The following is a 21,746-nucleotide window of genomic DNA, read 5'->3' on the forward strand; positions in this document are numbered from 1 at the left end:
CTCACACCCTACTGGCGCGCACCGACACCGCGTCGGGCCTGTGGACAACGCCCACCGGCGCGGCCGCCCGGTCCGGCGCCCGTCGGCCGCGTCCCCACGCCGCGCACCCCCGTGGTGCAGCATTCCGGCCATGCCGCACCCCTTCGGACCCGTGCGGCGGCACACCCCGGCGGGCGATGACACGGGCGGCACCGGCCCCGGCCCGTACGTACGGGGGTCGCCGCTCGGCCAGGAAGACGCCGTGACCGGGTCCGAGGTGTTGTCGGGGTCTGGTCAACACGCTTCAATGCGGGGGAACTCGGGGCCGTGGACGCCGGCGTACGTGCGCGGCGACACGTGCATGGGCGCCCGGCGCCCACGGGGGTGGCCCCGCAGACCCGCTCCAACGGTCTGACCAGCCGTCGTGACATCTCGCAGAAAGGCCCCTGTGCATGTTGCACGCCATAGAGCACGCGGACGTCCCCACCGCGGAACTGGACACGGCCCTGCGCGGTGGCCCCTTCCACGTGGCGCTGCGCGCCGCGATCGCCGCCCGGGGACTGCCGCTGCAGCGCGTGCAGCACCATCTCTCGCGCCACGGGGTCAAGGTCGGTGTGACCAGCCTGAGTTACTGGCAGCAGGGCGCCCGCCGCCCGCAGCGACCGGAGTCGCTGCGGGCCGTGCGGGCCCTGGAGGAGATCCTCCAGCTGCCGGACGAGTCCCTGATCAGGCTGCTCACGGAGTCCGGCGAAGGCGCTGCCACCGGCCGCGCCTCGGGCCGCTCGTACCGTTCCCTGGTCGAGGCCTCCGACGTCCTGAACCGGCTCCAGACCGACCTGGGCTGGTCCCTGGACGGCGGACTGCACACCCTGGGCCACCACGAACGGGTCCGGATCGGTGCCCGCCGCCAGCTGGCGGGCCGCGAGTCCCACCACATCGTGCGGGCCCACCGCGACGGCGTCGACCGCTTCGTCGCCGTTCACCACGGCGACCCCGGTTGCAGCCCTCACGCGATGACGGTGCACGCCCTGGAGAACTGCCGCACGGGACGGGTCCGCCTGGACCAGGACACCGGTGTGCTGGTGGCCGAGCTCCTCTTCGGCACCCGGCTGCGCTCCGGCGACACCTTCCTCTTCCGGTACGGCGTCGAGGACGGCACGGCCGGGGTCTCGCACGAGTACGTCCACGGCTTCGGCTTTCCGGGCGGTCAGTACGCGCTCCAGGTGCGCTTCGACGGCACCGCGCTGCCGGTCCGCTGCCATCGCTTCGCCCAGCACTCGCCCGCGGCCCCGCGCAGCGGCCGCCACGAGCTGTCCGTCAGCGGACCGCACCACAGCGTCCACGTGGTCGAGCCCCGGATCCGGCCAGGTCTGCTCGGGATCGCCTGGGACTGGGATTGAGCCGCTCTCGACACGGCTCGGCCTGCCGCCACAGCTCAGCTTTCGGCCGCGGTCTGGCCCACGACCGCAGCTGGGCTCCCGGCACGCGGTTGGCCCACGGCCACAGCTCGGCTCTCGGCCGCAGCTCGGCCTACGGGCACAGCTTGACCCACGGACACAGCTCGGCTCTCGGCCGCAGGAGACCGGTCAGGCTCCCGGGCCGGCGACGATCCTGCCGCCCGCGGTCTTCACGGGCAGCTCGTTCAACGGCTCGGTGGCCGGCGCCTGGACCACCTTGCCGGTCACGGCGTCGAACTGACTGCCGTGGCAGGGGCAGACCAGGGTGGTCCCCTGGAGCTTGTTGATGGGGCACCCCGCGTGCGTGCAGATGGTGCTGTACGCCTTGAGGGCCCCGCTTCCGTCCCGGCTCACCACCACGTTGTGGTCCCGGTAGAGCTTGGCACCGCCCTTGGCGACCTCGCTCTCGGCACCGAGGTCGACCGGCGCGGTCGGGGTCGCGGCGGCCAAGGCGCCGCCGGGGGCCGAGCAGGCGGCCAGTCCGAGCCCGGCGACCGGGGCCACGGCGGCTCCTCGCAGGACGGTACGGCGACTCGTAGACGGACGGGACGGTCGGGCGGACATCAGGGACTCCGTCTCCACTGGTCAGGGGGGTATGCAGGCCGACGATACCCGGGCAGTACGGGCGGGCGACCGGGTGGGGCCGAGCCGAGGGCGGGGCCACGGGTGCGGCCGAGGCGGGGGCGGGGTGGGGCAGGGCTGTGAGTGGAAGCCGAAGGCGGGGTGGAAGCCGAAGGCTGGGTGGGGCCGAAGGCGGGGTGGAAGCCGAAGGCTGGGTGGGGCCGAAGGCGGGGTGGAAGCCGAAGGCTGGGTGGGGGCCGAGACCGGGGACGAAAGCGGGCCGGCAGAGAGCGGGGGGAAGGAGCGGGCAGGGGTAGCGGATGGTGGGTGCGAAGGACTGCGCGTAAACGTTTGCGTAAGCGTTTACGCGCGCCCTTTGGATGGGGTACCTTCCCGCGGTGAAGCCCACAGCGGCTCAATCACGCGGTGCCAGCAGCCGAGCCGCCGGGCGGGCGCGGGTCGCCTGGGTGCGAGCCGTACCGGCGCGGGTTCATGCGGGCGCGGGTCACGTGGGCCCGGGGCTCATGGGCGCGGGTTCGGGCAGTCGAGCAGTCGGCCGGTCCAGCGCGGTCGGCCGGTCCAGTGAGGGGGAACGCGATGCCCACCATGGCGGACGTCGCCCGGAGCGCGGGAGTCTCCGTGGCGACCGTCTCCCACGTGCTCAACGGCACGCGTCCGGTGCTGCCCCACACCCGCCAGGCCGTACTGGAAGCCGTCGACGCCCTCGGCTACACGCCCAACACTCTTGCCCGCTCCCTGGTGACCTCCCGGACCCGCTCCATCGGCCTCGCGGTGTCGGCGATCAGCAATCCCTACTTCACGGAGATCCTCCAGGGCGTCGAGGCCGCCGCCCTGGAGGCGGGCTACGGCCTGCTCATCGCCGACCCGCACGACGACCCCGCGCACGAACGGAAGGTCGTCCAGCTCCTCCACGAGCGCCGGGTGGACGGCATGATCGTCGCACCCTCCGCGAACCCGCAGGACCTCGTGGCCTACCTCAGCCGCCACTCCGTGCCCACGGTGTTCCTGGACCGTGTGCTCTCGGCCGGCGACCGTGCCGCCAGCGGCCCGTGCCACGATCAGCTCCCTTCCGGCCAGGTCCAGTCCGAGCAGGCCTTGTCCGAGCAGGCCTCTTCCGACCCGGTCTCGTCCGAGAAGATCTCGTCGGATCAGCCCTCTTCCGGTGGGCCTTGGTTCGACCAGGTCTGTGCCGAGAGCGCCGGTCCGATGGCCCGCCTCGTCGCCCATCTCGCCGGGCTCGGCCACCGGCGGATCGGTCTGGTCGCCGGGCTGCCCGGGCTCAGCACCACCAGCGAGCGGATCACCGGCTACCGGCAGGCTCTCGTCGCCGCCGGTCTCGCCCACGACGAGGACCTCGTGGTGTCCGGCAACTCCGAGTCGGCAGGCGCCGAGGAGGCCACGGCCGCTCTGCTCTCCCTCCCGGCTCCGCCCACGGCCCTGGTCACCGCCAACAACGCCATGACCATCGGCGCCCTGCGCGCCCTGCAACGGCAGGGCCTGGCCGTACCGCAGGACATGGCCCTGTGCTGCTTCGACGACTTCGCCTGGGCCGACCTCTTCTCCCCCCGTCTCACCGCCATCGCCCAGCCCAGCAGGGAGATCGGCGCCCAGGCCGTCCGGGTGCTCCTGGACCGGCTGGCCGCACCGGACCGGCCCGCCCGGACCGTGCGGCTGCCCTGCACCTTCGTCCACCGCACCTCCTGCGGGTGCCCGGAAGACCGGGACGGGGCCGCCGGGCCCCGGCCGAACGGGCCCGGCGGAAGCACTGCACCATCCACGCTGTCCGAGAAGGGAACCGCCTTGTGATCGTCGTCGCCGGTGAAGCACTGATCGATCTGGTACCGCACGCCCCGGGTGCTCTGGCGGACCTGAGGCCTGCGCTCGGCGGCGGCCCGTACAACACCGCCGTGGCCCTCGGCCGCCTGGGCTCCCCGACCGCCTTCTGCTCCCGCACGTCGCACGACGCCTTCGGTGAGGCTCTGCTCGACGGGCTGCGGCGGGCGGGGGTGGACGTGTCGGGCGTACAGCGCGGCCCCGAACCGACCACCCTCGCGGTCGCCACCATCGACACCGGTGGCTCGGCCGCCTACTCCTTCTACGTCGACGGCACCGCCGACCGCCTGTTCACCGCCCCGGCCGGCCTGCCCGCGGGCACCCGCGCGGTCTCCTTCGGCACCTGCTCGCTCGTCCTGGAACCGGGGGCGAGCGCCTACGAGGAGCTGCTGCGGACCGCTGCGGGACAGGGCCTGTTCACCGCGCTCGACCCCAATATCCGGGCCGGCCTGATCCCGGACGCGGACGCCTACCGGGCGCGTTTCAAGAGCTGGCTGCCCTCGGTGACGCTGCTGAAGCTGTCGGCGGAGGACGCCGAGTGGCTGGGCGGCACCCCGCGCGAGTGGCTGGCCGCGGGACCGTCGGCCGTCGTGGTCACCCGGGGCGGCGACGGTCTTGCCGTCCACACCCGGGAGGGCGCGGAGTACTCCGTACCGGGCGAGAAGGTCGAGGTCGTGGACACCATCGGCGCCGGTGACACGGTGAACGCGGCTCTGCTGCACGGCCTGTCCGACCAGGACGCGCTGTCGCCGGAGGCCCTCGCCGGCCTGGGCGGGGACGGCTGGCGGCGGCTGCTGCGGCTCGCGGCACGTGCGGCGGCGATCACGTGCTCACGAGCGGGGGCGGAGCCGCCGTACGCGACTGAGCTGGGCGACCTGTGATCTCGATGGTGTTGTCAAGGTGCAGCCGGACACCGCAGTTCGCGGAACCGGTCCAGCCTGCCGCACCGCAGGGCCAGGGTGGCTGATGGGAGAACGAGCGGCGCCCCGCGGGGAGTTCCCGCGGGGCGCCGTCTTTTTTGATGGCGTGTCAGAGCACGGTCCGTGGTGTGCTCGTGCCGGCTCTCAGGTGTTGCGGGCCCGCGTCGTCTTCTTCGCGGGTGCCGCCTTCTTCGCGGCCGTGGCAGCCTTCTTGGTCGCCGCGGCGGCCTTCTTGGTCGCCGTGTTGTTGGCCCTGGCCGTCACCGTCTTCTTCGCCGTCGACTTCGCTGCCGCCGTCTTCCTGGCCGCCGCGCCGCGCGGCGCCTTCACCGGCTCCGCGTCACTGATGCGGTCGGCGCCGAGGATCTCGCGCAGGAACTTGCCGGTGTGACTGGCCGGGACCCCGGCGACCTCCTCGGGCGTGCCCTCGGCCACCACGAGGCCACCGCCGGCCCCGCCCTCCGGGCCCATGTCGACGACCCAGTCGGCGGTCTTGATCACGTCGAGGTTGTGCTCGATGACGATGACCGTGTTGCCCTTGTCGACCAGGCCGGACAGGACCGTGAGCAGCTTGCTGATGTCCTCGAAGTGCAGACCGGTGGTCGGCTCGTCCAGGACGTAGACCGTGCGCCCGGTGGAGCGCTTCTGCAGTTCGCTGGCGAGCTTCACGCGCTGCGCCTCACCGCCGGACAGGGTGGTCGCCGACTGGCCGAGCCGGACGTAACCGAGGCCGACGTCCTTCAGCGTCCTCAGGTGGCGGGAGATGGCCGGGACCGCCTCGAAGAAGTCGGTCGCCTCCTCGATCGGCATGTTCAGGACGTCGGCGATGGACTTGCCCTTGTAGTGGACCTCCAGGGTCTCCCGGTTGTACCGGGCGCCGTGGCAGACCTCGCAGGGGACGTAGACGTCCGGGAGGAAATTCATCTCGATCTTGATCGTGCCGTCGCCCGCACAGTTCTCGCAGCGGCCGCCCTTGACGTTGAAGGAGAAGCGGCCGGGCAGATAGCCGCGGACCTTCGCCTCGGTGGTCTCGGCGAACAGCTTGCGGATGTGGTCGAAGACACCGGTGTACGTCGCCGGGTTGGAGCGCGGGGTGCGGCCGATGGGCGACTGGTCGACGTGGACGACCTTGTCCACGAGGTCGTCGCCGTCCACGCGCGTGTGCCGTCCGGGGACGTTGCGTGCGCCGTTCAGCTCGCGGGCCAGGTGCGTGTAGAGGATGTCGTTGACCAGCGTCGACTTGCCGGATCCGGACACGCCCGTGACGGCCGTGAACACGCCCAGCGGGAAGGACACGTCGATGTCCTGGAGGTTGTTCTCACGGGCGCCGTGCACCGTGAGCCGACGGGAGGGGTCCTGCGGGCGGCGGATGTCCGGCAACGGGATCGCCTTCTTGCCCGACAGGTACTGACCGGTCTGCGACTCGTCGTTGGCGAGCAGCTCCTTCAGGGAACCGCTGTGCACGACCTTGCCGCCGTGCTCACCGGCGCCGGGGCCGATGTCGACGACCCAGTCGGCGACCTTGATGGTGTCCTCGTCGTGCTCCACGACGATGAGCGTGTTGCCCATGTCGCGCAGCCGGACCAGGGTCTCGATCAGCCGGTGGTTGTCCCGCTGGTGCAGACCGATGGAGGGCTCGTCCAGGACGTAAAGAACGCCGACGAGGCCGGAGCCGATCTGGGTGGCCAGGCGGATGCGCTGGGCCTCGCCGCCGGAGAGGGTGCCGGCCGCGCGGTTGAGGGAGAGGTAGTCGAGGCCGACGTCGACCAGGAACCGCAGCCGCTCGTTGACCTCCTTCAGGACCCGCTCGGCGATCTTCTTGTCGCGGGCGTTGAGCTTCAGCTCGCCCAGGAAGTCCGCGCAGTCGCTGATCGACATCGCGGAGACCTCGGCGATGGACTTGTCCATGACCGTGACGGCGAGGACGATCGGCTTCAGGCGTGTGCCCTGGCAGGAGGGGCAGGGCACCTCGCGCATGTAGCCCTCGAAGCGCTCGCGGCTGGCGTCGCTCTCCGCCTCGCTGTGCCGGCGCTTGACGAAGGGCACCGCGCCCTCGAAGGGCGTGGTGTACACGCGTTCGCGGCCGTAGCGGTTGCGGTAGCGGACCTCGATCTGGGTCTTGTGGCCGTGGAGCAGGGCCTTCCTGGCGCGCTGCGGCAGGCCCGCGAAGGGGATGTCGGTCCGGAATCCCAGGGCGTCCGCGAGGGCGCCGATCAGTCGCCCGAAGTAGTCCTTGGTGTGCCCGTGCGACCAGGGGTGGATGGCGCCCTCGTCCAGGGACTTGTCCTCGTCCGGGACGATCAGCTCCGGGTCGACCTCCATGCGCGTGCCGATGCCGGTGCACTCGGGGCAGGCGCCGAAGGGCGAGTTGAAGGAGAAGGAGCGGGGCTCCAGCTCCTCGAACGACAGGTCGTCGTACGGGCAGTACAGGTGCTCCGAGTACATGCGCTCGCGCTCGGGGTCGTCCTCGGGGAGGTCCACGAAGTCGAGCACGACCATGCCGCCGGACAGGCCGAGGGCGGTCTCCACGGAGTCGGTGAGACGGCGCTTGGCGGAGTCCTTCACCGTGAGACGGTCGACGACCACCTCGATGGTGTGCTTCTCCTGCTTCTTCAGGGTCGGCGGTTCGGAGAGCTGCACGGTCTGGCCGTCCACGCGCGCGCGGGAGTAGCCCTTGGTCTGCAGGTCGGCGAAGAGGTCGACGAACTCGCCCTTGCGCTCGCGCACGAGCGGCGAGAGCACCTGGAAGCGGCTCCCCTCCGGCAGCTCCAGGACCCTGTCCACAATGGCCTGCGGCGACTGGCGCGAGATGGGTCGGCCGCACTCGGGACAGTGCGGCTTGCCGATGCGCGCGAAGAGCAGACGCAGGTAGTCGTAGACCTCGGTGATGGTGCCGACCGTCGAGCGCGGGTTGCGCGAGGTCGACTTCTGGTCGATGGAGACCGCAGGGGACAGGCCCTCGATGAAGTCGACGTCGGGCTTGTCCATCTGGCCGAGGAACTGCCGAGCGTACGAGGAGAGCGACTCCACGTAGCGGCGCTGGCCCTCGGCGAAGATCGTGTCGAAGGCCAGGGAGGACTTGCCCGACCCGGACAGGCCCGTGAAGACGATGAGCGAGTCACGAGGCAGGTCGAGCGAGACATTCTTCAGGTTGTGCTCGCGCGCGCCACGGACGATGAGACGGTCGGCCACGCCGGTCCGCACCTTTCTTGGGAGAAGTGACAGGGGCCGGAGCCCCCGTGCTTCTTCGAGACTAGGGGGAGCCACTGACAACGCCGGTCGGATTGCCCGGTTGCATAACAACCCCCGGACATCCAGCATGCCCGACGCCGCCCTCGACGATATAGCACGTGCTTTCGATTTGCGGGCCTGGTTCACCACCTTCACCCAAAGGTGTGGCGGGACTAGGGTCAGGCCCATGATTGATCACGCTCATGACCTGGCCTGTGTACATGACGCGACCGAACGGCTCCTCACCGCTGTCGCCGCACTGGACAACGCGTCGCTCGCCGAGCCGTCACGGCTTCCGGGCTGGACCCGCGGACACGTCCTCGCCCACCTCGCCCGCAACGCGGACGCGCTCGTGAACGTCCTCGAGGGCCGCCCCATGTACGCGAGCGCCGAGGTGCGCGACGCCGACATCGAACGGGACGCCCCGCGCCCCCTGGACGCCCAGCTCGCCGACGTGCGCGAGAGCGCGGCCCGCTTCCGGGAGACGGGGGCGGCGCCGGCCGACTGGACCCGCACGGTGGAGCTGCGCAACGGGGTCACCGACTCCGCGTCCCGGGTTCCGTTCCGGCGCCGGATCGAGGTGGAGCTCCACCATGTCGACCTCGGAGTCGGCTACGAGCTGGAGGATCTTCCGGCCGAGTTCACGGAGCGGGAGATCGACTTCCTGGCGCAGCGGTTCTCCGGGCGCCCCGGCGTCCCGGCGACCCGCGTCACGGACGGCACGCACGCGTGGAGCACGGGACGCGAGGCGGCCGAGCCGGAGATCACCGTCAGCGGCGCTCCGGCGGACCTGCTGGGCTGGCTCGCCGGACGCCGGGACGGAGCCGCGCTGAAGACGGCGGGCGGGGCACTGCCGCAGCTGCCTCCGCTGTAGGCCTACGACGGCCCCTCGGGCACGCTCCGGCTATAGGCTGATCGCCATGACGTACAGCGGAGAGGTCAGGGTCGGCGGACCGGCGGACGTGCACGAGCTGAAAGACCTGATGATCACCAAGATCGCGGTCGGCCCGATGGACAACAACGCCTATCTGCTGCGCTGCCGGGCCACCGACGAGCAGCTCCTCATCGACGCCGCCAACGAGGCCCGGGCGCTGCTCTCCATGATCGGTGACGACGGCATCGCGTCCGTCGTCACCACGCATCAGCACGGCGACCACTGGCAGGCGCTCGCCGAGGTCGTCTCCGCCACCGGTGCCCGTACGTACGCCGGCCGGGAGGACGCTCCGGGTATCCCGGTGCCCACCGACATCCTGGTCGACGACGGTGACGTCATCAGGGTGGGCCAGGTGGAACTCACCGCGCGCCATCTCGTCGGCCATACTCCGGGCTCCATCGCGCTGGTCTACGACGACCCGCACGGCCACCCGCACGTCTTCACCGGTGACTGCCTCTTCCCGGGCGGCGTCGGCAACACGCGCAAGGACCCCGAGGCCTTCGCGCGTCTGATCCACGACGTGGAGACGAAGATCTTCGATGTGCTGCCGGACGAGACGTGGGTCTACCCCGGGCACGGGAACGACACCACCTTGGGTGCGGAGCGGCCGCATCTGCCGGAGTGGCACGCGCGCGGGTGGTAGGTCCGGGGCGCCCACCGGCTCGGCGGCCTGCGCATTCCACTGCGCGCCCCGTGTGAACGTTTCGCACGCGCCGGGGGCGCATGCGCGCTCCCCGGGCGCCGGGCCACGCGGTCAACTGGTACCGGCCCCGCACAGGATGACGGCTCCTGGGCGGTATGGGCCGCCGGTCTTCCCACCCCGCCCTCGGCCGGCGGCCCAGGCCGGGGCCGCTTCAGGAGAAGGTTTCACACGACTGCAACACCGGTTCCCAGTATGCGGACTCTGAACCTCGCGACCTGGACAAACGGGGGGTTCGCTGCCAATCTCCCGCCATGCACCCTGCCCCTCGCGCACTGCGCCGCGCGGTAGCCGCCGCCACCATAGCCCTGCTCGCCACCGCTGTCGGCTGTGCTCCGCAGCCCGAGGACAAGGCTACGGCCGCTCCGTCCGGCTCCGGCGCAAAGAGCTGCACCGAGGGCAAGTTGGGCACCAGGACGTCCGGGAAGCTGACGATCGCGACGGACGAGCCGGCGTACGAGCCGTGGTTCAAGGACGACAAGCCCGCGAACGGCAAGGGCTTCGAGTCCGCGGTCGCCTACGCGGTCGCGCAGCAACTGGGTTACGGCAAGAACGCGGTGGTCTGGCAGAGCGTGCCGTTCAACAAGGCGTTCGCGCCCGGCGTGAAGACGTTCGACTTCGACATCAACCAGGTGTCGATCAGCACCGAGCGCAAGAAGGCCGTGGACTTCTCCTCCGGTTACTACGACGTGCGCCAGGCCGTCATCGCACTGAAGGGCAGCAAGGCCGCCGAGGCGACGAGCATCGCGGACCTGAAGCACCTCAAGCTGGGCGCCCAGGTGGGCACCACGAGCCTCGACTACATCACCGACGTGGTGAAGCCTCAGCAGGAGGCCGCCGTGTACGCCAAGAACGACCAGGCCAAGTCGGCACTGAAGAACGGCCAGGTCGACGCAGTCGTCACCGACCTGCCGACCGCGTTCTACATCACGGCGGCCGAGGTGACGAACGCGAAGATCGTCGGCCAGTTCGAGAACCAGGGCGGCACGCCGGAGCAGTTCGGGCTCGTGCTCGACAAGGGCAGCGCGCTGACCCCGTGCGTGACCGGGGCCGTCGACGCCCTGCGCAAGGACGGCACGCTGGCGAGGATCGAGAAGCAGTGGCTCTCCGACGCCGTCGACGCGCCGGTGCTCAAGTGACCCTCACCAAGGGCGGGTCCGTGCCGGAAGGGGCGGACGACGACGGCGACATGACCGGCGGCGCCGGGGGCGCGTCGCCCGGCGCCGGTGACGGCTACGTGCCTTCCGAGCGGCGGCTGGAACGCGAGCGCCACAAGCGGGTGCGGGCCCGTCGCGCCACGGCCGTCGCGGCGCTGTCGACCCTGGTCACGGCCGTCGTGCTCTACCTGGTCGTGGTCAACGCGCCGGGCTGGCCGCGCACCAAAGAGACGTTCTTCAGCGGGCAGTACGCGCGCGAGGCACTGCCGAGGGTTCTCGAAGGGCTGTGGCTGAACGTCCGGCTCCTGCTCGTCTGCGGTGTCGCCGTCCTGGTCCTCGGCATGCTGATCGCCGTCGCCCGCACCCTGCGCGGCCCGGTGTTCTTCCCGCTGCGCGTGCTGGCAGCGGCGTACACGGACTTCTTCCGCGGCCTGCCGCTGATCATCAACCTGATGATCGTCGTCCTCGGCGTGCCGGCGCTGCGGCTGCAGGGTGTGACGGTGGATCCGGTGCTGCTGGGCGGTACCGCGCTGACGCTGACGTACTCGGCGTACGTGGCGGAGGTGTTCCGGGCCGGCATCGAGTCCATCCACCCCTCGCAGCGGGCCGCGGCCCGCTCGCTGGGCCTCACGAACCGGCAGGCCCTGCGCTACGTCGTGCTGCCCCAAGCGGTACGCCGTCAGGTGCCGCCGCTGCTCAACGACCTGGTGTCGCTGCAGAAGGACACCGGTCTGGTGTCGATCGGCGGCGCGGTGGACGCCGTACGGGCGGCCGACATCATCGTGGGTCGCAGCCTCAACTACACGCCGTACATCGTCGCGGGGCTGGTGTTCGTCGCGCTGACCATCCCGATGACCCGTTTCACGGACTGGGTGACGGCCAGGATGGACCGGCGGCGGGCCGGGGGAGGATCGATATGAGCACGGCACCCCGGAACGACTCCCCCGTGCTGCGGATGGAGTCCGTCCGCAAGACCTTCGGTGACTCGGTCGTGTTGCGGAACGTCGACCTGGAGGTCGCCCCGCACACCGTGACCGCTCTGATCGGCGCCTCGGGCTCGGGCAAGTCCACGCTGCTGCGCTGCGCCAACCTCCTGGAGGAGATCGACGACGGCGCGATCTGGCTCGACGGCGAGGAGATCACCGACCCGCGCGCCGACCAGGACGCGGTCCGGCGCCTCATCGGCGTGGTCTTCCAGGCGTACAACCTCTTCCCGCACATGACCGTGCTGGACAACATCACCCTCGCCCCCCGCCGGGTGCACGGCACCACCCGCGCGCAGGCCGAGGAACGGGCCGGGGAGCTGCTGGAGCGTCTCGGGCTCGGCGACAAGGCGGATGCCTACCCGGACCGGCTGAGCGGCGGCCAGCAACAACGGGTGGCGATCGTGCGGGCCCTTGCCGTACGGCCCCGGCTGCTGCTGCTCGACGAGATCACCGCCGCGCTCGACCCCGAACTCGTGGGCGAGGTACTGGAAGTGGTCCGTGGTCTGAAGGACGAGGGCATGACCATGGTGCTGGCGACGCACGAGATGGGCTTCGCGCGGGACGTCGCCGACCAGGTTTGCTTTCTGGACGGAGGGGTCGTGCTGGAGCGCGGCACCGCGGAGCAGGTCTTCGGCGACCCGCAGCAGGAGCGCACCCGGCGCTTCCTGCGGCGGATCGTGGAGGCAGGCCGGCTGTAGTCCCGCGTGGGCTACGCGTCGGCCTGCGCCGCCCCCACCAGGGCGGCCACCCGCTCCACGCCGAACACGTAGCCCTGCACGCCGCAGCCCGCGATGACGCCGTCGGCGCGGAGCGAGACGTACGAGTGGTGCCGGAACGACTCGCGCTGGTGGATGTTGGAGATGTGCACCTCCAGCACGGGCATGCCGTCGCAGGCGTTGAGTGCGTCCAGAATCGCAACCGACGTGTGCGAGTAGGCGCCGGGGTTGATGACGATCCCGCAGTGCTGGAGGCGAGCCTCGTGGATCCAGTCGACCAGTTCCCCCTCGTGATTGGACTGCCGGCAGTCCACCGTGCCGCCGTGCGCGGCCGCCGCCTTGGCGCACATCGCCTCGACGTCGGCGAGCGTTTCCCTGCCGTAGATCTCGGGCTGGCGCTGGCCGAGGAGGTTCAGGTTGGGCCCGTTGAGGATCATGATCGGGGCGTTGGCCAGGGTGCGGGGCACGGTTCCTCCGTTCCGTTCGGGGCGGTGTGTCGGTGACCGCCGCTCGGACCCGGTTTATCACGGTGCCCGCAGCGGGCGACGGTCCGCGCGCTTCGGCCGCCTGGCGCGCGCCAGGGTCTCGGTGATCACCTCCGCGCGCCCCCGTAACCCCTGATCACTGTGGGTAGTTGACGCGACATGCACGATGTACGCGCCGTAAGGGCCCCCTCCATGCCGCGGCTCGCCGCCGCCTCGCTCGTCGGGACCGCGATCGAGTTCTACGACTTCTTCGTCTACGGGACCGCGGCGGCCCTGGTCCTGGGGCCGCTGTTCTTCCCCACGTTCTCCGCGGTGGCGGGGACGCTGGCGGCGTTCGCGACGTTCGGGGTGGGCTTCGTGGCCCGGCCGCTGGGCTCGGTGCTGTTCGGGCACCTCGGCGACCGGCGCGGACGGCGGCCGGTGCTGGTCGTCTCCCTGCTGCTGACCGGTGCCTCGACGGTGGCGGTGGGGTGCGTTCCGACGTACGGGTCCATCGGCTCGGCCGCTCCCGTACTGCTCCTCGTCCTGCGTTTCCTGCAGGGACTGGGGCTCGGCGGGGAGTGGGGCGGTGCGGTGCTGCTGACCGCCGAGCACGCGCCTCCGGGGCGTCGGGCCCTGTGGTCGAGCTTCCCTCAAGTGGGCCCCGCGTTCGGCTTCGTGCTCGCCAACGGGGTGATGCTCGTGCTCTCGGTCGCCCTGTCCGACGCCCAGTTCGCGCAGTGGGGCTGGCGGGTGCCGTTCTGGGGGGCCGGTGTGCTGGCGCTGGCCGGTCTGTGGCTGCGCTCGTCGCTGGCGGAGAGTCCCCGGTTCCTGGAGATCGACGACCACGCGCGCCTGCCGTTCGTCGAGGTCGTACGGCACCACGGGCGGCTGGTGCTGCTGACGGCCGGGGCACTGGCCGTCGGGTACGCGGTGTTCTACGCCGTGACGACCTGGTCGCTGGCCTATGCGACGGAACGGCTCGGAGTGAGCCGCACGGTCATGCTGACCTGCGTCATGGCGGCCGTGCTGGTGAAGGGGGCGCTCACGCCCCTCATGGCGTTGCTCGGCGACCGCTACGGACGCCGCCCGATGTGCATGGCGGGATGCACGGCGTGCGCGCTGTGGATGCTGCCGATGGTCGCACTGCTGGCGACCGGCGAGCCGCTGCTGATGTTCCTCGGCATCCTGGGCGCGCTGATCGCCTTCATCACCATGTTCGCGGTGACCGCCGCGTATCTCCCGGAGCTGTACGAAGCGCGGGTGCGCTGCACGGGTGCCGCAGTCGGCTACAACCTCGGAGGGGTCCTCGGAGGCGCGCTCACCCCGATCGTGGCGACCGCCCTCGCGGAGCACGGTGGACGCGTCCCCTGGGGGGTGGGCGTGTATCTGACGGGCATGGCGCTGCTGAGCCTCGGCTGTTTCGCGCTGCTGCCGGAGACGCGGCCGGTGCCCGTGCCGGTGGCGGAGCCGGCCACGGGCTGAACGGGCGGGCGGTGCTACGGGTTGACCGCCAGTTCCAGGTAGGCCGCGAACAGCACCAGGTGCACGCCGCCCTGCAGGGGCGTGGCCCGGCCCGGCACCACCGTCAGGGAGCTGACCACCACGGTCAGCAGGAGCAGCAGCATGTGCGTCGCGCCGAGGCCGAGGACGAGCGGTCCGGACAGCCAGACGGAGGCCAGTGCCACGGCGGGGATGGTCAGACCGATGCTGGCCATCGCCGAACCGAGGGCGAGGTTGAGGCTGGTCTGGACCCGGTCGCGGCGGGCGGAACGCAGCGCGGCGATGGTCTCGGGCAGCAGCACGAGCAGGGCGATGATCACACCGACGACGGCCTGGTGCAGGCCGGCCGCCTCCACTCCGGACTCGATGGTGGGCGACACGCCCTTGGCCAGGCCGACCACGCCGACCAGGGCGAGGCCGAGCAGGCCGAGGCTGGTCCAGGCGGCACGCGCGGACGGGGGCTCGGCATGGTCGTCCACGGTGATGACCTCGCCCTGCCGGGTGATCGGCAGGAAGTAGTCACGGTGCCGCACGGTCTGGGTGGCCACGAACAGGCCGTAGAGGACGAGCGAGGACAGTGCCGCGAACGTCAGCTGCACGGTGGAGAACTCGGGCCCGGGCTTGCTGGTGGTGAAGGTCGGCAGCACCAGGCTGAGCGTGGCCAGGGTGGCCACCGTCGCGAGCGCGGCTCCGGTGCCCTCGGGGTTGAAGACGGCGGTGCCGTGGCGCAGGGAGGCGACGAGCAGGCTGAGTCCGACGATGCCGTTGCAGGTGATCATCACGGCGGCGAAGACGGTGTCGCGGGCCAGGGTGGAACTCTTGTCGCCGCCGTCGGCCATGAGGGTGACGATCAGGGCCACCTCGATGATCGTGACGGCGATGGCGAGCACCAGCGAGCCGAAGGGCTCGCCGACGCGGTGGGCGACCACCTCGGCGTGGTGCACCGCGGCCAGGACGGCCCCGGCGAGGACCAGGGTCACCAGCGCGACGACCGCGCCGGGCAGATCCCGGCCCCAGGTGAAGATCAGCAGGACGACCGCGAGCACCGGCACGAGGAACGTCCACTGCGTGGTGAGCGACCGGAGCCGAGTGATCATGCAGCGATGGTTACAGACACGTACGGGGTTCGCATTCCGTTCTTTCCTGATCCCTTCTCATCCTTTCTGCACGAGGCCCCGGCGCCGGAGCGGCGGGGCCTCGCAGGGTCGGGCGGCCGGGCAGGCGTCCCCTACGGCCGGGCGTCGGCACCGTCCTTCGCGGCGCTGCCGCTCCCGCCGGGCGCAGCCTCGGCGGCCGCCTGCTTCCGGGAGGCCATCAGGCTGGTGATCGTGGTGACCACCAGGACCGCGCAGATCACGCCGAGCGAGACCGGGATGCTGATCTCGGGGACGTGGACACCCGACTCGTGCAGCGCGTGCAGCACCAGCTTGACGCCGATGAAGCCGAGGATGACCGACAGGCCGTACGACAGGTGGACCAGCTTCTTCAGCAGGCCGCCGATGAGGAAGTACAGCTGACGCAGGCCCATGAGCGCGAAGGCGTTGGCGGTGAAGACGATGTACGGGTCCTGGGTCAGGCCGAAGATCGCGGGGATGGAGTCCATCGCGAACAGCACGTCCGTGGTGCCGATGGCGAGCATCACGACCAGCATCGGGGTCATGACCCGCTTGCCGTTCTGCTGGATCCACAACTTGGTGCCGTGGTACCGGTCGGCCACACCGAACCTGCGCTCCGCGGCCTTCAGTAGCTTGTTCTCCTCGTACTCCTCGTCCTCCTCGTCGACGCGGGCCTCCTGGATGAGCTTCCAGGCGGTCCAGATCAGGAAGGCGCCGAAGAGGTAGAACACCCAGGAGAAGCTGGCGATGATGGCGGCTCCGGCCGCGATGAAGACGGCCCGCAGGACCAGGGCTATGAGAACACCGACGAGCAGGACCCGCTGCTGGTACTGCGAGGGCACCGCGAACTTCGCCATGATCAGGACGAAGACGAAGAGATTGTCGACGCTCAGGGACTTCTCGGTGATGAAGCCCGCGAAGAACTCGCCGGCCGGCTGACCGCCGCCGAAGACGAGCAGGCCGAGGCCGAAGAGCCCGGCCAGGGCGATCCAGACGACGGTCCAGATTCCGGCTTCCTTGATCGACACGTCATGGGGCTTGCGCCCGATGAAGAAGTCGACCGCGATCAAGGCGGCCAGCCCCACGACGGTCAGGCCCCACAGGGTCATGGAGACTTCCACTGCACCTCCGGCATTACGTAACGGCAAACATCAGGGTTGTCGCTGCCGGAGGTCTCTTCCACCCGCGATGGGCCGACGTCCCGGGATCCTCGTCGATCCGTACTGACGGGTGCGTCGCAGTCAGGGAGTACTCCCCTCCGTACGGAAGACCATACCCCAATGACCAAGGAAAGGTAAAGTGATAAGTAAAGAAACTTCCAAATTAGCAGGTCGGGGGCGCTTTACTTACGCTTGGTACGGGCTGCTGCCACCTCGGTGAGCACCTGCTGAAGGACGCTGCTCCCGGACGGCACCAGCGAGGGTTCGTACGTCCAGGCATGGCCGACCCAGGGGTCGGCGAGGTGATCGTCGGGTACGGGGGTGAGTCGCATGAGCGAACGCCACAGCGGGTCGAGCAACGGGCCGTAGGCCTCGGCGTCCTCGCGATCCGCGACCATCACCAGGTGCACGCCGACCGCGGGACCCTCGTCGGCGAGATAGCGCAGCTGGGTCACGCCCCGGTCGTCGAACCCGTGCGGGAAGTCATGGACGATCAGAAGCTGCTGCGCGGTGTCGATGCCGGGCGGCAGCGACTCGCCCGCGCCGCCCCGCAGCGCCATCTGCATCAGGTCGACATGGCGGGTGAGCCGCCCCAGAGTGTCCGCCACGCCCGCCGCGCCGGTCGCGGGCGGCCCCACCAGGGCCCCGGCCCGGATCAGTGGCTGGAGCGCCTGGGACCCGGCGCCGGCCGGATCGATGACCTGCACGGCGAAGTCCCCGGCCGGGTGGACGGCGAGCAGCCGGGCCACCAGCGCCACCGCGGCCTCCATGGCGAGCAGGCGCAGCTCAGCGGGGTCCTGGACGGTGTCGTCGGGGCCCGCCGGCGTGCCGCTGTCGATCCACAGACCCCGTTCCAGCGGCAGCCTGACCAGCAACGGGATGCACAGCGGGACGCTCTCGGGGAGGTGCAGATCGCCCAGCCGCAGGGCCATCGGCGGCTCGGCCGGTGCGCGGTAGCCGTGCCAGACGGGGTTGTCCCAGCGGGCGAACGCCGGCGGGAGCGCGGGCTCGACGACCTCGGACTCGGCGGTGAGCTGGGCGAGGTCGCGGTCGAGTGCCGCCCGGGCCTGGTCGACCAGCTGGGCGTGCCGGGCGTGAGCCGCCTCACGGGCGGAGTCTCCCGCCGCGCCGAGCCGGCTGCGCGGGTCGGTGAGGACCTGGTCGAGCTCTTTCTCCAGCCGGGAGTCGGCGAAGTCGACGGCGCTGCGGTAGGCGGCCGTGGTGCGGGCCAGGTCCTCGAACATGCCCCAGATCTGGTTGTACAGCCGCTCCTCCATCGACCAGCCCACCGCGTCACCCGCCACAGGCTGGGCGGGCTGCCCGTCCGGGGCCGGCCCCGCAGTGGGCGGGGGCGTGGGCGGGGCGGTGTGCGTACGGCGGGCGGGGTGCGCGTAGTCGACCGGGCTGCCGGAGGCCGGTACGCCGTGCGTGTCCGGAGTGTCGTACGACGGCGTCGGCGCAGGTGCCGCGGCGTCCGGGACGTGCTGCGGTGGCGGTGCCGGTATCGCGCGGGCCAGGCTCCGTGTCACCGCCTCCTGGATGTGCGCCGCGAGTTCGCCGGCCTCGGGCAGGCCCTGGTCGGCGAGGAGCGCGGTGAGACCCCCGGCATAGCCCTGACCCACCGCGCGTACCTTCCAGGCGCCCTGCCGGCGGTACAGCTCCAGGGCGACGACAGCCGACTCGGCGTCCAGACCGGTGAGGGTGAAGCGCGCGATCCCGGTGCCGTCGAGGCCCGTGACCACCGTCGTCGGAGCGGCGACCGCGCCGAACCGCAGCGGGCCCCCCGGCCGCTCGGGCAGGGCGAGCAGCACCGACACACGGTGGACCGCCTCGGGCAGGGCGGCCAGATCGACGGCCAGACGGTGGTCGGTGGCGGCCTGCCCGGAGACCTCGATGCCGGGCAGAGCGGGGGCGCCGGGGTGGGCCACCCACGGAGCGCCGTGCACGGTGCCACGCTCGTCGCCGAGCGTGGCACCCGCCAGGACCGGCACTGCGGCCGAGATCCGGACCTCCAACCGGACCTGGGACAGCGGGTGGTTCTGTCCCCGCACCAGCTCGGCCGTCATCGCCGTCGCCCCCTGTGTCGTGTTGTCGTGCGCGCCTGCCCGGTCGAGTGGGCGTCCTACAGGTGCGGCAGGATCGCCGGCATCAGGTCCTGGAACGTGCGGCCGTTGGCCGGAGTGCCCAGGGCGGTCATCGTCCAGCCCGAGCCGGCCCGGTGCACCTTCGCCATGATCTGCGCGGTGTACTCGCCGCCGCCGGCCAGCGTGTAGCGGGCGAGTTCCTGGCCGTTGGTCTCGTCGACGAGACGGCAGAAGGCGTTCTGCACCTCCTGGAAGGTCTGGCCCGTGAAGGAGTTCACGGTGAAGACGATCTGGTCGATGTGGACCGGGACGCGCTGCAGGTCCACGAGGATGGCCTCGTCGTCACCGCCCTGCCCGACGCCGCCGACGAGGTTGTCGCCGGTGTGGCGCACGGAACCGTCGTCGCTCACCAGGTGACGGAAGAAGACGACATCGACCGGCTGCTTCTCGGCGAAGAGCACCGCCGAGGCGTCAAGGTCGATCTCACGGGTGCGCGAGCCGAACAGGCCGCGCCGCTTCGCCGCCTGCCAGCCGAGGCCCATGCGGACCGCGGTCAGGACGGCCCCGTCCTTCTTCTCCAGGCTGATGGCCTGACCCTTGGTCAAGTTGACGGACACGGCTGGTTCCCCTCTCGGTCTTCCCCTGTTGTCGCGCACTGCGCGGTGTCAAGAACCCTACGCAGGGGCACCGACAGTGCCGAACCCCGGCCCGCGCTTTGTGTCGGTGTTGCAACACTGGGCGCATATGCCGAGGTCCGGCAGGGTCGTGAGGGCTCAGGCGAGGCCTGCTTCCCGCATCTGGCGCAGTTCCTTCTTCATCTCGGAGACCTCGTCGCGCAGCCGGGCGGCGATCTCGAACTGCAGCTCGGCCGCGGCGGCGCGCATACGATCCGTCATCTCCTCGATCTGTGCGGCGAGTTCGGCCGCCGGGCGGTCCGTGGGGACCGCGGCGTCCGCCTTGCCCTTGGCGGATTTGCCGGCCTTCGCGCCCTTGGCCGCCTTGCCGCCGAGCGACGGGACGGGGGCCTTGGCGCCCTTGCCGTCCTTCAGCTTGCGGTAGCCGGAGCCGAGCAGCTGCTCGGTGTCGACCTCCTCGCGGGCGATCCGCGCGACGATGTCGTTGATCTTCTTGCGCAGCGGCTGCGGGTCGATGCCGTTGGCCTTGTTGTAGGCGACCTGCTTCTCCCGGCGCCGGTTGGTCTCCTCGATGGCCTTCTCCATCGCCGGAGTGATCTTGTCGGCGTACATGTGGACCTCGCCGGACACGTTGCGTGCCGCGCGGCCGATCGTCTGGATCAGCGAGGTCCCGGAGCGCAGGAACCCCTCCTTGTCGGCGTCGAGGATCGCCACCAGGGACACCTCGGGCAGGTCGAGACCCTCGCGCAGCAGGTTGATGCCGACCAGGACGTCGAACTCGCCGGCGCGCAGCTCGCGCAGCAGCTCCACGCGGCGCAGGGTGTCGACGTCGCTGTGCAGGTAGCGCACCTGGATGCCGAGTTCCAGGAAGTAGTCGGTGAGGTCCTCGGCCATCTTCTTGGTGAGCGTGGTGACCAGGACGCGCTCGTCCTTCTCGGTGCGCTTGCGGATCTCGTGCACCAGGTCGTCGATCTGCCCCTCGGTGGGCTTGACCACGACCTCCGGGTCGACGAGGCCGGTGGGGCGGATGATCTGCTCGACGACGCCGTCCCCGCGGGACAGCTCGTAGGTGCCCGGAGTGGCCGACAGGTAGACCGTCTGCCCGATGCGTTCCTGGAACTCCTCCCACTTCAGGGGCCGGTTGTCCAGCGCGGAGGGCAGGCGGAAACCGTGCTCCACCAGGGTGCGCTTGCGGGAGGCGTCGCCCTCGTACATGGCCCCGATCTGCGGGACGGTGACGTGGGACTCGTCGATGACGAGCAGGAAGTCGTCCGGGAAGTAGTCCATCAACGTGTTGGGCGGGGAGCCGGGCGAGCGGCCGTCGAAGTGCATCGAGTAGTTCTCCACGCCCGAGCAGCTGCCGATCTGGCGGAGCATCTCGATGTCGTACGTGGTGCGCATCCGCAGGCGCTGGGCCTCCAGCAGCTTGCCCTGTTTCTCCAGCTCCGCCAGGCGCTCCCCCAGCTCTTTCTCGATGTCGTTGACGGCCCGCTCCATGCGCTCGGGCCCTGCGACGTAGTGCGAGGCGGGGAAGACGTACAGCTGCTGGTCGTCGCTGATGATCTCGCCGGTGAGCGGGTGCAGCGTGGACAGCGCCTCGATCTCGTCGCCGAACATCTCGATGCGGACGGCCAGCTCCTCGTAGACCGGGAAGATCTCGATGGTGTCGCCGCGGACCCGGAAGGTGCCCCGGGTGAAGGCAAGGTCGTTGCGTGTGTACTGGATGTCGACGAAGCGTCGCAGCAGGTCGTCGCGGTCGATCTCGTCGCCGACCCTGAGGGGGACCATCCGGTCCACGTACTCCTGCGGGGTACCCAGGCCGTAGATGCAGGACACCGAGGCGACCACGACGACGTCACGGCGTGTGAGCAGCGAGTTCGTCGCCGAGTGGCGCAGGCGCTCGACCTCCTCGTTGATCGAGGAGTCCTTCTCGATGTAGGTGTCCGACTGCGGGACGTAGGCCTCGGGCTGGTAGTAGTCGTAGTACGAGACGAAGTACTCGACCGCGTTGTTCGGGAGGAGCTCGCGGAACTCGTTGGCCAGCTGGGCGGCCAGGGTCTTGTTCGGCGCCATCACCAGGGTGGGGCGCTGGAGCTTCTCGATCATCCACGCCGTGGTGGCGGACTTGCCGGTACCGGTCGCGCCGAGCAGGACTACGTCCTCTTCACCTGCCTCGATGCGCTTGGCCAGCTCGGCGATGGCCGTCGGCTGGTCGCCGCTGGGCTGGTAGGGGCTGACGACCTCGAAGGGCGCCACCGTGCGTTCGATGTGGGAAACGGGCCGCATGCCA

The 21,746-nt window shown here is 70.7% G+C and carries 17 protein-coding genes; 9 read left to right on the plus strand and 8 right to left on the minus strand.

Annotated elements, in window-relative coordinates:
* The first annotated feature begins 431 nt into the window (after window positions 1–431).
* Window positions 432–1,379 (plus strand): hypothetical protein, encoded by a 948-nt coding sequence (locus ACZ7P3_RS17145; protein WP_472082365.1) that lies wholly within the window; start codon window positions 432–434, stop codon window positions 1,377–1,379.
* A gap of 186 nt (window positions 1,380–1,565) precedes the next feature.
* On the opposite strand, the gene ACZ7P3_RS17150 is transcribed toward ACZ7P3_RS17145, so the two are convergent.
* The gene (locus ACZ7P3_RS17150; RefSeq protein WP_472082366.1) at window positions 1,566–2,000 is read right to left on the minus strand and encodes a Rieske (2Fe-2S) protein; all 435 of its coding nucleotides are present in this window, start codon (window positions 1,998–2,000) and stop codon (window positions 1,566–1,568) included.
* A 594-nt stretch (window positions 2,001–2,594) separates the two neighbouring features.
* Between ACZ7P3_RS17150 and ACZ7P3_RS17155 the strand changes: the two genes are divergently transcribed.
* Window positions 2,595–3,824, plus strand: coding sequence for a LacI family DNA-binding transcriptional regulator (locus tag ACZ7P3_RS17155; RefSeq protein ID WP_472082368.1), 1,230 nt, complete (start codon window positions 2,595–2,597; stop codon window positions 3,822–3,824).
* Window positions 3,821–4,732: a carbohydrate kinase family protein gene (locus tag ACZ7P3_RS17160; RefSeq protein WP_472082370.1), complete on the plus strand. Its 912-nt coding sequence runs from the start codon at window positions 3,821–3,823 to the stop codon at window positions 4,730–4,732. The genes ACZ7P3_RS17155 and ACZ7P3_RS17160 overlap by 4 nt, the downstream gene beginning before the upstream one ends.
* A 183-nt stretch (window positions 4,733–4,915) precedes the next feature.
* Here ACZ7P3_RS17160 and uvrA read toward each other — a convergent pair whose 3' ends face one another.
* Window positions 4,916–7,963, minus strand: coding sequence for an excinuclease ABC subunit UvrA (gene uvrA, locus ACZ7P3_RS17165; protein WP_472082372.1), 3,048 nt, complete (start codon window positions 7,961–7,963; stop codon window positions 4,916–4,918).
* A 226-nt stretch (window positions 7,964–8,189) separates the two neighbouring features.
* Between uvrA and ACZ7P3_RS17170 the strand changes: the two genes are divergently transcribed.
* The 5 genes from ACZ7P3_RS17170 to ACZ7P3_RS17190 all read left to right on the plus strand — a co-directional run bounded on the left by ACZ7P3_RS17170 (window position 8,190) and on the right by ACZ7P3_RS17190 (window position 12,477).
* Window positions 8,190–8,876, plus strand: a complete 687-nt coding sequence (locus ACZ7P3_RS17170; RefSeq protein ID WP_472082374.1) for a maleylpyruvate isomerase family mycothiol-dependent enzyme — start codon at window positions 8,190–8,192, stop codon at window positions 8,874–8,876.
* A gap of 46 nt (window positions 8,877–8,922) precedes the next feature.
* The gene (locus tag ACZ7P3_RS17175; RefSeq protein WP_472082376.1) at window positions 8,923–9,579 is read left to right on the plus strand and encodes an MBL fold metallo-hydrolase; all 657 of its coding nucleotides are present in this window, start codon (window positions 8,923–8,925) and stop codon (window positions 9,577–9,579) included.
* Between the two features lie 311 nt (window positions 9,580–9,890).
* Window positions 9,891–10,775: an ABC transporter substrate-binding protein gene (locus ACZ7P3_RS17180; RefSeq protein WP_472082378.1), complete on the plus strand. Its 885-nt coding sequence runs from the start codon at window positions 9,891–9,893 to the stop codon at window positions 10,773–10,775.
* A 50-nt stretch (window positions 10,776–10,825) separates the two neighbouring features.
* Complete coding sequence (locus tag ACZ7P3_RS17185; protein WP_472082973.1) at window positions 10,826–11,713, plus strand: amino acid ABC transporter permease; 888 nt, start codon at window positions 10,826–10,828, stop codon at window positions 11,711–11,713.
* A complete protein-coding gene (locus ACZ7P3_RS17190; RefSeq protein WP_472082380.1) occupies window positions 11,710–12,477 on the plus strand; it encodes an amino acid ABC transporter ATP-binding protein in 768 nt (255 codons plus the stop codon). Before ACZ7P3_RS17185 ends, ACZ7P3_RS17190 begins: the two co-directional genes overlap by 4 nt.
* A gap of 11 nt (window positions 12,478–12,488) precedes the next feature.
* Here the strand turns inward: ACZ7P3_RS17190 and aroQ are convergent, their stop codons facing one another.
* The gene (aroQ, locus tag ACZ7P3_RS17195) at window positions 12,489–12,962 is read right to left on the minus strand and encodes a type II 3-dehydroquinate dehydratase (RefSeq protein ID WP_472082382.1); all 474 of its coding nucleotides are present in this window, start codon (window positions 12,960–12,962) and stop codon (window positions 12,489–12,491) included.
* A gap of 210 nt (window positions 12,963–13,172) precedes the next feature.
* On the opposite strand from aroQ, the gene ACZ7P3_RS17200 reads away from it, so the two are divergent.
* Window positions 13,173–14,444: an MFS transporter gene (locus ACZ7P3_RS17200; protein WP_472082975.1), complete on the plus strand. Its 1,272-nt coding sequence runs from the start codon at window positions 13,173–13,175 to the stop codon at window positions 14,442–14,444.
* Window positions 14,445–14,458: 14 nt separating this feature from the next.
* Here the strand turns inward: ACZ7P3_RS17200 and ACZ7P3_RS17205 are convergent, their stop codons facing one another.
* The 5 genes from ACZ7P3_RS17205 to uvrB form a co-directional block, all read right to left on the minus strand.
* Complete coding sequence (locus ACZ7P3_RS17205) at window positions 14,459–15,559, minus strand: calcium:cation antiporter (RefSeq protein WP_472082384.1); 1,101 nt, start codon at window positions 15,557–15,559, stop codon at window positions 14,459–14,461.
* Window positions 15,560–15,690: 131 nt separating this feature from the next.
* On the minus strand, window positions 15,691–16,698 hold the full coding sequence (locus ACZ7P3_RS17210) for a TerC family protein (protein WP_472082386.1): 1,008 nt from the start codon (window positions 16,696–16,698) through the stop codon (window positions 15,691–15,693).
* 221 nt (window positions 16,699–16,919) lie between these two features.
* Window positions 16,920–18,803: a TerD family protein gene (locus ACZ7P3_RS17215; protein ID WP_472082388.1), complete on the minus strand. Its 1,884-nt coding sequence runs from the start codon at window positions 18,801–18,803 to the stop codon at window positions 16,920–16,922.
* A 56-nt stretch (window positions 18,804–18,859) separates the two neighbouring features.
* Window positions 18,860–19,438: a TerD family protein gene (locus ACZ7P3_RS17220; protein WP_472082390.1), complete on the minus strand. Its 579-nt coding sequence runs from the start codon at window positions 19,436–19,438 to the stop codon at window positions 18,860–18,862.
* 156 nt (window positions 19,439–19,594) lie between these two features.
* Window positions 19,595–21,742, minus strand: coding sequence for an excinuclease ABC subunit UvrB (gene uvrB / locus ACZ7P3_RS17225; RefSeq protein ID WP_472082392.1), 2,148 nt, complete (start codon window positions 21,740–21,742; stop codon window positions 19,595–19,597).
* Between the last annotated feature and the right edge of the window lie 4 nt (window positions 21,743–21,746).

Source organism: Streptomyces sp. NPDC107581, from assembly GCF_055657175.1.

Excerpts from the sequence above, each read along its gene's own strand:
- ACZ7P3_RS17185 (WP_472082973.1), top strand. The coding sequence starts at position 10,826 with ATGACCGGCGGCGCCGGGGGCGCGTCGCCCGGCGCCGGTGACGGCTAC.
- ACZ7P3_RS17180 (WP_472082378.1), top strand. The coding sequence starts at position 9,891 with ATGCACCCTGCCCCTCGCGCACTGCGCCGCGCGGTAGCCGCCGCCACC.
- ACZ7P3_RS17150 (WP_472082366.1), bottom strand. The coding sequence starts at position 2,000 with ATGTCCGCCCGACCGTCCCGTCCGTCTACGAGTCGCCGTACCGTCCTG.
- ACZ7P3_RS17155 (WP_472082368.1), top strand. The coding sequence starts at position 2,595 with ATGCCCACCATGGCGGACGTCGCCCGGAGCGCGGGAGTCTCCGTGGCG.
- uvrB (WP_472082392.1), bottom strand. The coding sequence starts at position 21,742 with ATGCGGCCCGTTTCCCACATCGAACGCACGGTGGCGCCCTTCGAGGTC.
- ACZ7P3_RS17145 (WP_472082365.1), top strand. The coding sequence starts at position 432 with ATGTTGCACGCCATAGAGCACGCGGACGTCCCCACCGCGGAACTGGAC.
- ACZ7P3_RS17205 (WP_472082384.1), bottom strand. The coding sequence starts at position 15,559 with ATGATCACTCGGCTCCGGTCGCTCACCACGCAGTGGACGTTCCTCGTG.
- ACZ7P3_RS17170 (WP_472082374.1), top strand. The coding sequence starts at position 8,190 with ATGATTGATCACGCTCATGACCTGGCCTGTGTACATGACGCGACCGAA.
- ACZ7P3_RS17200 (WP_472082975.1), top strand. The coding sequence starts at position 13,173 with ATGCCGCGGCTCGCCGCCGCCTCGCTCGTCGGGACCGCGATCGAGTTC.
- ACZ7P3_RS17175 (WP_472082376.1), top strand. The coding sequence starts at position 8,923 with ATGACGTACAGCGGAGAGGTCAGGGTCGGCGGACCGGCGGACGTGCAC.
- ACZ7P3_RS17215 (WP_472082388.1), bottom strand. The coding sequence starts at position 18,803 with ATGACGGCCGAGCTGGTGCGGGGACAGAACCACCCGCTGTCCCAGGTC.
- ACZ7P3_RS17190 (WP_472082380.1), top strand. The coding sequence starts at position 11,710 with ATGAGCACGGCACCCCGGAACGACTCCCCCGTGCTGCGGATGGAGTCC.